This window comes from Bacillus sp. SRL337 (assembly GCF_984799155.1).
This window is the reverse complement of record NZ_OZ481793.1, coordinates 1,062,657-1,075,939: the sequence shown is the minus strand read 5'-3', so window position 1 is coordinate 1,075,939 and position 13,283 is coordinate 1,062,657. Positions and strand designations below refer to the sequence as shown.

The following is a 13,283-nucleotide window of genomic DNA, read 5'->3' as shown; positions in this document are numbered from 1 at the left end:
GTGCGATAAGATGGTCCTGATACTATAGGACCATCTTATCCACATTTACCTACAATGAGTGTTGGTTACCTGATGATATTAATCCACAACCTATTGTTGATATTGTTAATAACTTTCTGAAAATTAGTAATATTATCATTTTTAGTGTAGGTAACTTTGTTTATAAACACTTTACCGCATTAACGCAGCCGGGGACTGTCCCCGGCTGCGTTAATGCGATGATAAGTAAAAGGGCTGCTTCCCAGGCAGCCCTTTTGCTTATCATCTATTTGTTTTTCACTACCAGTTTAGCCACACTTTCGACATGTGCCGTTTGCGGAAACATATCGACCGGCTGGATATACTCCACATCATATGTCTGGCTTAACGTTTTTAGGTCCTTCGCAAGCGTAGAGGGGTTACAGGAAACATAAATGAATTTCTTTGGCTTCACTTTCAGGATTGTCTCTAAGAAACTTGGTTCACATCCTGTACGCGGCGGGTCCACAACAACCACATCCGGTCTCCAGCCTTCCGCCTTCCATCTCGGCAGCCATTCCTCGGCAGTCCCCACCTCATAGACCGCATTTTGCATGCCGAATTTTCTGCTGTTCTTCCTTGCGTTTTCAATTCCCTCTTTCACAACGTCCATTCCGCGGATTTCTTTTGTTCCTTCTGCAAGCCACATACCGATTGTGCCGACACCACAATAGGCATCAACAAGCTTTTCGTGCCCGGTTAATTCGGCAGCATCCCTCACTTCATTATATAGCTTGACCGTCTGGGTCGGATTCAATTGGAAGAAGGCACGAGCAGACAGCTCATAAGAAAACTTATCAAGGCGCTCGACAATTGATTCTGTACCATACAAATGAATAGTTTCATTCCCAAAAATCAGCGAAGTTGCTTTCGGATTGATATTTTGGGCAACTGATTTGACTTCCGGAAGACGCTTATTGATTTCAGCAAGAATCATTTCCTTGCGGGGCAGATCTTTTCCAGCTGTAACAAGGACGACCTGGACCTCCCCTGTTGTCACTCCCACTCTGGTCACGACTGTTTTTACAATTCCTTTTTTGGTCTTTTCATTGTAAGTCGGAACTTTGAAATCACTCAAAATCCGCTTCACTTGGTTTGTTACCTTATTGGTTGACGGATGCTGAACGATACACTCAGGAATATCCACCAGCTTGTGCGAATTCAAGCTGTACAGGCCAGAAATAATTTTCCCATCCCGCACTCCCAGCTGGAACTGGCTTTTATTGCGGTAATACCAAGGTTCGACCATTCCGATCATCGGCCTGACTTCAAGCTTTTCAAGATTAAACTTAGTGTGGCGCTCAAGTGCCTGCAGTAGGATATCCCTTTTCTCCACTAACTGCTGTTCATAGCTTAAATGCTGTAGCTGACAGCCTCCGCACTGCTCATAGACGGGACATGGCGGCTTTGTCCGGTGCTCCGACCTTTTCCTTACTTTTTTCACACGGCCCTCAGCAAACTTGGGATGAACCTTGACAGCTTCAACGACCACCTCTTCTCCGGGCAGCGCCCCTGGGACAAACACAACCTGCCTTTTGAAATACCCAACGCCTTCTCCATTGATCCCGAGTCTTTTAATGGTCAAAGGGAATTGCTGCTTTTCTTTAATCTTCATTGTTTTATCATTCTTCACTATTTCACTTCCTATTTTCAATACTTCTCCACAAATATAACGAAGCATAACTCAAGTATGGGTTCCAGGCCTTACTCATCTCATCAATTTCAGCCAAAGTGGGTTTCCTTTCCATCCCATACAGCTTCTTCAAGGCATTTTGAATGCCAATATCAGTCTTCGGAAAAAGATTCAGCCTGCCTAGAGCAAACATCAAATAATTTTCAGCTGTCCATGGGCCAATTCCCCTTAGCTTTACCAACTCTTTCATTATTTCCTCATCTGTATTTCTCTCCAGCTCCTCAAGATTCAAGCGGCCTTCTGCAATCTCTTTCGATACACCTATGACATACTCCGCTTTCCTCTGGCTGAACTGCATATCCCTGAGTTCCCTTATATCCAGGTAGGCGATCTCTTCAGGCCGGGGATAGAACCAGACACCATCCTGCTGCCTCCCATACTTATGGACGAATCTTTGGGTAAGGGTATGGGCGAAGGACAAATTCAACTGCTGATGTATGATACTCTTCATCAGTGTTGCATAGGGATTGAATTCCAGCACAACAGGTGTCCCGGAGTGTTCCGTGAAAATATCCTTCAGGTCTGTATCTAAAAAATGCTGATGTATATCCTGAAGACCTCCCCCCCATTGAAAAACGTTCTTTAAGTAATCCAACCTGGTACTGCTTTCATCTTCGTTTTCCATTTTCACCAGAAAAGACGGGGCCTCAATCGTTCCGGTAGCCGTAACCGTCAAGACCTCATCCTCTTCCCCGTAAAAAGGGACCTTCATCGTCCGGTTGTCAACATCGACTGCATTTAACGGGTCCAGTGACAACCTGTCCAAAACCATATCAAAATTATAAGGAGGTAAAACCGAAATAATCCGTTCTTTCATAGCGCCCTCACTTTTCAAAACATTTATGAGTATTATAACACTTCATGTACCAGGCATAAACGGATTGTCTTATACCGCAAGACTTGTGCGTTAGCTGACAATTGAAAAAGGACGAAACAATAACTGTTTCATCCTTCATTTTCAAGGAGTAAGCAAGGGGTTCTCTCCGCTCCTGCTCAGTTCATAGTAATCCAAGCTTTTAAAAGTATAACCCTGCTTTTTCAAGTCCCTAATCACCCTTTGCAAAGCCTCTGCATTATCTTTGGAGACGGTATGCAGCAGCAGAACGGCTCCGGGATGTATTTGCTTCATTATATTATCGTAAGAGTATTTCCACCCCTTCTGTCCATCTGTATGCCAATCTACAAAAGCGAGTGACCATAATACGTGGGTGTAACCCGCATCCTTCGCAACCTTTATGGTCCGTTCACTGAACACACCTCTTGGAGGGCGGATATATGACATCGTTTTTTGTTTCGTGATTTCTGCTGTTTTCTCCTTAACCAGATCAAGTTCCTTACGAAGCTTCTCGTCCGTCACAGTTGTTAGGTCAGGATGGCTCCAGGAGTGATTCCCGACAAGATGTCCTTCGTCGACCATCCTTTTTACAAGGTCAGGTGCACTATTCAAATAATGCCCGGTCACAAAGAATGCGGCTGGTACCTTTTCCTCCTTTAATACATTCAAGATCTTTTCAGTGTAGCCATTTTCGTACCCATTATCAAAGGTCATGTATAACACTTTGTTATCAGGAGAATCTTTATAAAAAGCCCCATATTCTTTAAGCAGATCATCATAAGCTTTTCCAGCTTCAGCCTGTTTCCCTCCGCTGCCCTTCTTGAATCCCCATCCTATGCTTTTGTTGGAGATCGCAGAAGCGCTGCTGGCAAACAAACTTGCAATCAAAATTCCGGTAAGCAGGACGATTACAAATTTCTTCATGTGTTCAACCTTCTCTCTGTTTAATCTACTCTATTTATTTTGCAGAGAGGCCGTCTTATCATGCCTTCTAATTGATGGAAAAAGTTTTAGCTGACAATGAATAAGCAATAAGAAGGATGGGGTTGTATTGAAGGTGTTTTCTAATGGATTGCCACTTATATTTTCCTGAATTTTCCACTACAATGAAGAGCATTCTTTTCTTTCTTGCTTTTCAAGAAATTCCGGTGAAATAGGGCGTATAGTTCGCAAGTCTATAGTAGCAACAAATTCATGAAAAGAGCCTGTTTGAAAGAGACCGGGGTAGGGTTTATAGATTTTTTTGAGACTGTCATTTCTTGGATGTCGACTATTTGGAACAGGCATAGACACTTTTGGAGGAGGTCAATTCTTTGTACGACACCAATCGGAGCGACTTGTCGACCTTCATACGTTTAAATGCCGTCCAACAGACCACATCATTGACTCTATATCACTTCTTGATTTCCCCTTCCGAAACAAAAAAACCGCTGCCCTAAAGGCAGCGGCCTAACTGAGATGCTATTTAACTGAACACCTTTTCTTTAAATTGTGAAAGCTTCTCAAGAGAAGATTTATCGATATCTTTATGAAGGCTGTTTCCGTGTGAATCCATGGTTACAACCGCTGTAAAGCCTTCTACCTTCAGGTGCCACATAGCTTCCGGAATCCCGAATTCCATGAAGTTGACACCTTCGACGGATTTTATGCAGTCTGCATAGTACTGTGCAGCTCCCCCGATTGCATTTAAGTAAACACCGCCATGTTCGCCTAAGGCTTTGAGCGTTCCAGGTCCCATCCCGCCTTTGCCAATCACTGCGCGAATGCCGAATTTCTTCATGATATCGCCTTGATAAGGTTCTTCTCGGATGGATGTCGTCGGTCCAGCTGCCTTCACATGCCAATTGCCATCCTCATCCCTCATCATAACAGGGCCGCAGTGGTAAATGATTTGTCCATCAAGATCGACAGGTGAGTCATTGTCGGAAAGATGCTTATGAATAGCGTCCCGCCCTGTATACATTCTGCCATCTATACGGACCACGTCACCGACCTTCAGACTGCGGATTTTCTCTTCAGTAATTGGCGCTGTAAGAGTGACAACCTCTGGTTCGGCTCCCTCTTCCGATGCTGCAGCTGTCTCTTGTTGAGCATCGCTTTCTGAAAGGTCGACAAGCTCGCCTTCCTGATAAAGCCATTCCTGAACAGAGCCTGTTTCTGCATCAAGCTTGAAGCCTAACCTTCTGAAAGCCCAGCAGTTGTAGGCTACCGATACAAAGAAACTGGCAGGGATACGGTTCATGACTCCTGCTTTACAGCCTAAAAGGGTTGTCTCGCCGCCGAATCCCATCGTCCCGATACCGAGTTCATTGGCATTTTCCATTACATATTCCTCAAGCTTCCGAAGATCTTCATTGCTGTTCACATCGTCAACAGAACGGAATAATTGCTGTTTCGCCAAGTCATAACCGGATGAGCGGTCACCACCGATTCCAACCCCGATGAATCCAGCTGAACAGCCTTGTCCCTGTGCCTGATAGACGGAATGCATGACACACTTACGGATACCGTCAAGATCGCGGCCGGCACGGCCAAGCCCTTCCAGTTCACACGGAAGGCTGTATTGGATATTTTTATTTTCACAGCCTCCTCCTTTAAGGATTAAACGGGCATCAATATACTCTTTTTCCCATTGTTCAAACTTAATGACCGGTGTGCCCAGACCCAGGTTGTCTCCGCTGTTCGCGCCGGTAAGGGAGTCCACTGAATTGGGACGGAGCTTTCCATCTTTTGTTGCCTGCTGCATCGCAGCGTAAATGGCCTCTTTGATTTCTAGCTGGTTTACCCCTACAGGAGTTTTGATTTTAAAGGTTGGCAACCCTGTATCCTGGCAAATCGGTGATACATTATCATCGGCCATCTTGATATTGTTGGAAATCGTCGCCAGGCTCATCGCCGAACGGGTCCCAGCACTTTCTCTTGCCTTAGCGGTTTTGATTGCCCTCCGTACATCTTTCGGCAAATTTGTGGAGGTCTCAACAATCAATTGGTACATGCTCTCCTGCAATCTTTCCTTGTTCATAAAACAACAATCCCCTTCTCCCGCTGATTTTTCTATATCTATTCGTGAATTATAAAAAGTTTGAATTTTTCACAATTCATTATACTCCTATAACTAGCAGAAAAAAAGACCTGATTGTAAACGATTACAGTTCAGGCCGGCAATTTTTTGCGAAAATGAAGTCTTTCACCTTCGGTCAGATACGATTTATATCCATTCCTAAGATAAAAAACAATGGCATCTTCCCATTCTATGTTTGTTTCCAGGACCATGCTGGCTGCATTTTTCTTTTGAGCTTCTTGCTCCAGGAATAAGAGCATCTGCTTCCCAAAACCCAAACTGCGATAAGCGGACAACACCGACATTCTGACAACCCGATATTCGGCTGGAGTTTCCAAAACAATCCCGCCGGTGGCAATCAGTTTTCCCTGATATTTCCCGACACAAAACAAATTCTCTCCCTGATAATAGGCCATAATATCGTCCAAATCTGGATTCAACCCGTCAATAATGACGCCGAACCGCTCCTTGAATCCTTGCAGGATGATTCCCTTTGCCTTTTCTGCTTCCCCTTCAGCTATCAGTGAAATATCCATGATCCCTTTACTCCTTTATTTTTATAAAAAGGCTGTTTTCGCCTATATTGCTGCTTCCGGAAAAACCCCAAAAGCCGGATTTTCCCCCTGCATACTACGTTTTTCGCTCTGCACGAGGAGAGAAGCTCTTTTCTCTCTTGCTAAACAGGGGTTTTTTCCGTTTCATTACTCCACTATATTTGGGAATTATTATCAAATAGCAACAAAGTTTACGAAAAGAGCCTATAAAAAAGAGCCATTTAAAGGCCCTTATTTCTTGAATTGATCGACCTTCATCTCCAAATCGTCAATCATTTGAATCAATCGGTCAATGTCTTCCAATTCTGTTGTTTCAGGGTCGATCGACTCCAGCACTTCAAGGAACATGCTCAGTCTCTGCTTCAAATATAATACCTGGTCATCTCTGTTGCTTGCAGCTTTACCCAATGTGTTCGCTCCTTTGATTGAATTTCCTCTACCATCGTACCGAAATCCACAGCAAATAACAAGCCATCTATGCACGGTTTAAGCCTGCCAAAAAAAAATGACCCCAATTTGCATTGAGATCAGAAACTGTTGACTCCTACCGTGGCTTATCAGCTGTGATAAACCCGAATGATACATGATCCTGAACCGGGATCCAGGCCCCGATCCCCTGTGAAGTTACATTTTTAACAACAATGGATCGTTTTGATCCTTTCATGACTAGATAGACTTCTCCGTATGTTACTTTCCCCTTTTCATTGACGGCAGGTGCGTATCCGTATAAGTATCCAAGACGGTTTGGCGAAATATTGTAGACATGGTCCTTTTTTGTTCCTGCTCCTACGATTGTTTGGAAGGAAAGAGGAAGGTCCGTGTTCTCCATGGCTTTTAACAGCATCATCTTCTGTACATCATCTGAATGAGGAACTTTTGCTGTCAGTCCGCCTTTAATCGTTTTCTGAGCTTCTTGGACATAGTGGATCTGGTAATTTTGATTACCGCCCCTGTTGTCGAAATAGTTGGTATTGATTTTTTGATACTCCCAGTTCGGTGCCGTTTCAGTCGATTCATAATTCAATGGCCATTCCCCCATATAAATAGTGGCTCTCAGCCCAAGGGCAAATGGGGATTTGTTCATGGTGGACTCATTGAACATGCGAATAAGGTTTGGATTTTCTATTTTTACATCCGAGGTTTCAATCAATTCAGCAGTTAAATCGCTGGGCTGCAAATAAGGCAGATCCTGTGTTGGATTGGGATACGTATTCTCTTTGGCGATATTTAATACTGAAGATGGAATCGTAACTTTTGGTTCCGCAGGTTTCACATCATCTTTCTTTTGGACTTTTTCCTGTTTAGGCTCCTGCTGTTTGTTTTCCTTCTTTTCCGCCGATGCCGACGGCAGAATGATAAATGAAATAAGAACCATCATAAGTACGATGCGCAATAGTTTCATGCTGATAGACTCCCTTCTTGCTTATGCTTTTATCTATAGGTTTTCCCATGTCACCATAGTTATCCAGGCAAATCCAAAAAAATGTTGCTCAATATAAATTGACCATTCACAGGGCACTTCGTTCGTTGTGATGCCATTATCTCATACGATGCCTCTCCGATCTTATTTTCACTGAACGGCCTTTTAGGCTTTTTAGTTCAGCGGCCGCCCCGCGGAGCCACTCATCCTGCAACGAAGTCAACTAACTCATAATGAATCGACCGCATTTTAACAATACCCTTTAAAAGTTTGGTTAAAAAAATGGCTATTAACACAGATTAATATCGTATATTTCAAGGAGGTTGACACCATGTCCCAAACTTTAAAAGATAAGGTTTTAGAATTGTTCTCCAATCATAAAGTAGGAACCCTTGCAACAATAAGGAATAATCAGCCTTATTCCAGATTCATGATGTTTTACAATGAAGAACTGACTTTATTCACTGCCACTAACCAGCATGCGCACAAGGCAGAGGATATTGCCCAAAATCCCAAGGTCCATATCCTGCTAGGCTATGACCGTGACAGTAATCATGAACACTATGTAGAAATTGAAGCAACGGCTGAACTGGAAGAATCAAAAGAATTGAAAGAAAAGTTTTGGAATGATTATCTTAAACCTTGGATCACAGCTCCGGACGATCCGGAATATATGCTCCTCAGACTTACTCCCAAAACCATTCTTTATTTCGAAAGAACAGGGAAAGAGCCTCAAGAATTGAGTCTTTGACCAGATTTCACACCAATAACCGCATGCCTTCCCCGCGGTTATTTTTTTCTTTCACACGTTAAAGCGCTAAGAGGGACAGTCCCTCTTAGCGCTTTAACGTGTGACATCATCTTATTTCAAAGGTTTCCTCAACTTTAATGCTGTCAATCATGGACTGGACCATTGAACAGTTCTTCCTTGTCAGTTCCATCGCCTTCCGAATTTTGTCTTCCTTCAAATTTTCACCTTTGATGATGAAATGCAGTGCGACCTTTTCAATTCTGTTCGCCTTCTTTTCATTACGAGTCACTTCTGCCGTAATGGAGATATCTTTGAAGCTGACTCTCTGCTTCTCAAGGATATTTCTCAGTACTCCCCCGCTGCAGACCGCAATGGAAGATACCATAAGCTGGTATGGTCTAAACCCATATTCCTCATTTCCTGAAACGTCTAATTGACCATAAGAAAGGTCTGTTACAAATCCGCCTTCTTTCATTTTAAATTCCATAACAATCACTCCTTCCAGATTCCTGTAGAGAAGTTTACTCCATAATCTTTTATCTTGCCAATGTTTTGAAATGACGATACCATCATAGAGGAAATAAAACATCGGGAGTTAGATATATGGATAAACACATGAAATTTCGCTTTTGGGTGTTAATTAGCATTGTCGCCATATCCGGGTTTTCCCAAGGCATGCTGCTTCCCCTGATCGCTGTTATATTCGAAGGAGACGGCCTTTCCTCCTCTCATAACGGTCTGAACGCTGCAGGTCTCTATATCGGGATATTGTTAATTTCCCCCTTTATGGAAGACCCGCTTAGGAAATTCGGATATAAACCAATCATTATCGGCGGAGGCCTGCTGGTGGTCCTTTCACTCATCTTCTTTCCGCTATGGAAGTCTTTCTGGTTCTGGTTTGCACTGAGGTTGTTGATCGGAATCGGAGATCACGCCCTCCATTTTGGAACTCAAACATGGATCACTTCTTTTTCTCCAGAAAATAAAAGAGGGCGAAATATATCTTTGTACGGACTGTTTTTTGGTGTAGGCTTTGCGGTCGGCCCATTGATGACTCCTTTGGTAAAAATCAATGAGTCACTCCCGTTCATTGTCTCTTCCTTATTATGTCTGGCAGCGTGGGTGTTCTTATTCATCTTAAAAAATGAATATCCTGAGCAAACCATGGAGGTCAGTTCATTCCGCAGTACAATGTCCAGATTCAAGCAAGCAACAAAATACGGATGGGTCGCTTTCCTTCCGCCTCTTGGATATGGTTTCCTTGAAGCCTCACTGAATGGAAGTTTCCCCGTTTACGGACTCAGGAATGGCATCGATGTCACCAGCGTGTCCATTTTACTGACGTCGTTTGCCATTGGCGGCATTGTCTTTCAGCTCCCTCTGGGTATCTTGAGCGATAAATATGGCAGGCGTAAAGTGCTGCTCACGATACTATTACTCGGTTTTATCAGTTTTACCGCTGCCGGATTCCTGGAGGCCATCATCCCTGCATTGACTGTCGTGCTGTTCATTGCCGGCATGGTTGTCGGTTCTACCTTTTCACTGGGGATCAGCTATATGACAGATTTGATGCCAAACAAGTACCTTCCTACAGGAAACCTGCTCTGCGGTGTCGCTTTCAGTATCGGCAGCCTTGCTGGTCCATATACTGGCGGAATATTCATTGAGCTGTTTGAAAATGTCAGTTTCTTTATGATTATCAGCTTCACACTTTTGATCATTTTTATAGCCATTATGTTGTATGGAAAAGAAAAAGGTCCTCACCAATCCATACAACATAAATAGAGCACTTCCTTCTTTCCAAAGCATACGCTGTATGGTAGAATTAAACACAATCAAATACGAAAATTATGTTTTCAACCTGGCAATACAGCTGTCACCTGAAAAAGGTGGCAGCTTTCGTCGTTTTAATAGGGAAATGATGCTGATTATTGTTATCAATTAAAAAGCGGAAGCGGCCGTTCAGCGCCGTACGGATTGGAGGGCTCCTGCATGAGATATGGGAATCACAACGAGCAAAGCGAGTTGATGATGACTAATCGCAAGGAAGGAGCCTGAAATCCGCTAGGCGCTGGCCGCTGGAGCTGGATTGACTAAAAAGCGGAAGCGGCCGTTCAGCGCCGTACGGATTGGAGGGCTCCTGCATGAGATAAAGGAATCACGAAGAGCGATAGTGATTCGATGATGACTAATCGCAAGGAAGGAGCCTGAAATCCGCTAGGCGCTGGCCGCTGGAGCTGGATTGACTAAAAAGCGGAAGCGGCCGTTCAGCGCCGTACGGATTGGAGGGCTCTTGCATGAGATAAAGGAATCACGAAGAGCGATAGCGATTCGATGATGACTAATCGCAAGGAAGGAGCCTGAAATCCGCTAGGCGCTGGCCGCTGGAGCTGGATTGACTAAAAAGCGGAAGCGGCCGTTCAGCGCCGTACGGATTGGAGGGCTCCTGCATGAGATATGGGAATCACAACGAGCAAAGCGAGTTGATGATGACTAATCGCAAGGAAGGAGCCTGAAATCCGCTAGGCGCTGGAGCTGGATTGACTAAAAAGCGGAAGCGCCTTGATCAGCCCCGACAGGCATAAGACGAGCCGGCGGGAAGGTTGCTCTTTAACCTTGCTGACGGATTGGCTTATGACCCCGAGGGGCTAGGCGCTGGAGCTGGATTGACTAAAAAGCGGAAAGACCCCGTTCAGCGCCATAAACCAATATAACTATAAAAGGAGAAGAGATTATGAGCTCACATGCAAAGTCCATGACAGTAAGTGAACCTGCAGGCACCTCCTCACTATCTTATCTTGAAAAAATCAAACCACATGCTGAGCTAATTGCTGCACTCATCAGCGGTATCTTCATCTTACTCGGGTGGCTATTGGCCGATGTCTCTTCATCAATGTCCATTACCTTCTATCTTCTCGCATTCGTCATTGGCGGGTTTGCCAAAGCTAAGGAAGGCATTGAAGAGACCATAGCAGAACGGGAATTAAATGTCGAAATGCTGATGGTCTTTGCGGCAATCGGTTCTGCCATCATTGGCTATTGGACGGAAGGCGCCATCCTGATTTTCATTTTTGCGATCAGCGGTGCTTTAGAAACCTATACATTGAATAAAAGCCAACGGGAAATTTCATCACTGATGGATCTGCAGCCTGAAGAGGCTTTGAGGGTAACAGACGGAGTTGAAGAGCGGGTCCATGTTTCCGAGCTTTCTGTTGGTGATCATATTCTCATAAAGCCAGGTGAAAGGGTCCCATCCGACGGTCTCATTATAAAAGGTTCCACCACTATTGATGAAGCAGCCATTTCAGGGGAGTCCCTGCCTGTCAATAAATCGGCCGAGAGTGAAGTATTTGCGGGAACTGTCAACCTTAACGGCGCCATTACAGTCATCATTACTAAGTCGAACAGTGATACATTATTTCAAAAGATAATCGATCTTGTACATTCTGCCCAGAGCGAGAAATCCCCTTCTCAGCTTTTCATCGAGAAATTTGAAGGAACTTATGTAAAGGTCGTACTGGCAGTTGTTTTCCTCATGATGTTTTTGCCACACTTCCTCCTTGGGTGGAGTTGGACCGAAACCTTTTACCGGGCAATGGTCCTCCTGGTGGTTGCATCTCCATGTGCTTTGGTAGCATCCATTATGCCGGCAACCTTATCGGCGATTTCCAATGGGGCAAAGAACGGAATATTATTCAAAGGCGGAATGCATTTGGAAAATCTCAGCAACCTTCAAGCAATCGCTTTTGACAAAACTGGTACTCTCACAAAAGGAAAACCTCAAGTAACTGATATTGTTACAGGAGAAGGAGTCTCGGAAAGAGAAGTTTTAGCGATTGCCGCTGCCATTGAAAAACAATCTAACCATCCACTTGCACAGGCCATTGTAAATCACACGAGAACGTTGTATCCTGATCTGCCAATAGGGGAGCCAGATTCACTTGAAGATGTTTCAGGCTGGGGGGTAAAAGCATTTATCGATGGAAAAGAATGGAGAGTCGGAAAGGCAGAATTTGTCGACCTCAATAAAGCATCCCAATTTGCAGGCGGAAAATCCGAACAACTCGCTGCGGAAGGAAAGACCACCGTCTTTATATCGAATGAAGATGGAATGGCTGCATTGATTGCCCTTAAAGATGTGATACGTGAAGAAACCAAAGCCGCATTGCAATCTCTGCAAAATGATGGAATTTTCACGATCATGCTGACAGGTGACAGTGAAAATACGGCTAAAGCCATCGCCACTGAAGCTGAATTAGATAGCTATATTGCCAAATGCCTTCCTGAAACGAAAGTGTCGGAACTTAAGAAACTGATCGATCAATATGGAACGGTTGCCATGGTAGGGGATGGTATCAATGATGCACCCGCTTTGGCTACAGCCAGCGTTGGCCTGGCGATGGGTGAGGGGACAGATGTAGCTCTTGAAACAGCTGATATCGTCCTCATGAAAAATGATTTGAAGCGAATCGCAGATGCTGTGCGCTTATCAAGGAAAATGCAGCGGATCGTTAAACAAAACATCATTTTTTCATTGTCTGTCATCTTTGTACTGATTGCCTCAAACTTCCTGCAGGTCCTTGACTTACCGCTTGGTGTCATCGGCCATGAGGGAAGTACGATACTGGTTATTTTAAACGGACTGCGGTTGCTGCGTTAAGGATTTCACTTTTTAGTGCCTGACTCAGATTCGTCCATATATATTCAAAAAAGGGTTTCCGAATCGGAAACCCTTTTACAGTCTAGTGATAGCCGTTTTGTCCGTTAGCAGATCCTGATGTTTTATTTTTCGGTTTTTGCTTGCTGTTTTGTTTTGTGCCGCCATCTTTTTTGGTTTTCTTCGTCATGGTCTATTCCTCCCTTAATATTCAAGGCCCTTTTATATAATCGCCTCGTTTAATTAGTCTGTTCAAACAAAGAAAAAGTTTACCGGTAATAATCGGTAAACTTC

11 protein-coding genes are annotated in these 13,283 nt (G+C 44.0%); 3 read left to right on the top strand and 8 right to left on the bottom strand.

What is annotated here, in order from left to right; genetic code table 11:
* Positions 1-265: 265 nt before the first annotated feature.
* The 7 genes from rlmD to AC4E8A_RS05215 form a co-directional block, all read right to left on the bottom strand.
* Positions 266-1,633, bottom strand: coding sequence for a 23S rRNA (uracil(1939)-C(5))-methyltransferase RlmD (rlmD, locus tag AC4E8A_RS05245; protein ID WP_490198772.1), 1,368 nt, complete (start codon positions 1,631-1,633; stop codon positions 266-268).
* Between the two features lie 22 nt (positions 1,634-1,655).
* The gene (locus AC4E8A_RS05240; RefSeq protein WP_490197243.1) at positions 1,656-2,528 is read right to left on the bottom strand and encodes a DNA-3-methyladenine glycosylase family protein; all 873 of its coding nucleotides are present in this window, start codon (positions 2,526-2,528) and stop codon (positions 1,656-1,658) included.
* Positions 2,529-2,669: 141 nt separating this feature from the next.
* Entirely contained in the window at positions 2,670-3,470 is an 801-nt protein-coding gene (gene pdaA / locus AC4E8A_RS05235) for a delta-lactam-biosynthetic de-N-acetylase (protein WP_490197242.1), read from the bottom strand.
* Positions 3,471-4,011: 541 nt separating this feature from the next.
* The gene (locus AC4E8A_RS05230) at positions 4,012-5,568 is read right to left on the bottom strand and encodes a fumarate hydratase (protein WP_490197241.1); all 1,557 of its coding nucleotides are present in this window, start codon (positions 5,566-5,568) and stop codon (positions 4,012-4,014) included.
* 131 nt (positions 5,569-5,699) lie between these two features.
* The gene (locus tag AC4E8A_RS05225) at positions 5,700-6,143 is read right to left on the bottom strand and encodes a GNAT family N-acetyltransferase (protein WP_490197240.1); all 444 of its coding nucleotides are present in this window, start codon (positions 6,141-6,143) and stop codon (positions 5,700-5,702) included.
* A 249-nt stretch (positions 6,144-6,392) separates the two neighbouring features.
* Positions 6,393-6,569 carry an SE1561 family protein gene (locus AC4E8A_RS05220; protein ID WP_490197239.1) on the bottom strand — a complete coding sequence of 59 codons (177 nt, stop codon included), beginning with the start codon at positions 6,567-6,569 and terminating at the stop codon, positions 6,393-6,395.
* A 136-nt stretch (positions 6,570-6,705) separates the two neighbouring features.
* A complete protein-coding gene (locus AC4E8A_RS05215; RefSeq protein WP_490197238.1) occupies positions 6,706-7,563 on the bottom strand; it encodes a YfkD family protein in 858 nt (285 codons plus the stop codon).
* Between the two features lie 349 nt (positions 7,564-7,912).
* Here AC4E8A_RS05215 and AC4E8A_RS05210 point away from each other — a divergent pair, with 349 nt between their 5' ends.
* Entirely contained in the window at positions 7,913-8,332 is a 420-nt protein-coding gene (locus AC4E8A_RS05210) for a pyridoxamine 5'-phosphate oxidase family protein (RefSeq protein ID WP_490197237.1), read from the top strand.
* A 106-nt stretch (positions 8,333-8,438) separates the two neighbouring features.
* On the opposite strand, the gene AC4E8A_RS05205 is transcribed toward AC4E8A_RS05210, so the two are convergent.
* Positions 8,439-8,819: an OsmC family protein gene (locus AC4E8A_RS05205; protein ID WP_490197236.1), complete on the bottom strand. Its 381-nt coding sequence runs from the start codon at positions 8,817-8,819 to the stop codon at positions 8,439-8,441.
* Between the two features lie 116 nt (positions 8,820-8,935).
* Here AC4E8A_RS05205 and AC4E8A_RS05200 point away from each other — a divergent pair, with 116 nt between their 5' ends.
* Both AC4E8A_RS05200 and AC4E8A_RS05195 read left to right on the top strand, forming a co-directional pair.
* On the top strand, positions 8,936-10,117 hold the full coding sequence (locus AC4E8A_RS05200; protein WP_490197235.1) for an MFS transporter: 1,182 nt from the start codon (positions 8,936-8,938) through the stop codon (positions 10,115-10,117).
* Positions 10,118-11,066: 949 nt separating this feature from the next.
* Positions 11,067-12,992 carry a heavy metal translocating P-type ATPase gene (locus AC4E8A_RS05195; protein ID WP_490197234.1) on the top strand — a complete coding sequence of 642 codons (1,926 nt, stop codon included), beginning with the start codon at positions 11,067-11,069 and terminating at the stop codon, positions 12,990-12,992.
* Positions 12,993-13,283: the final 291 nt, after the last annotated feature.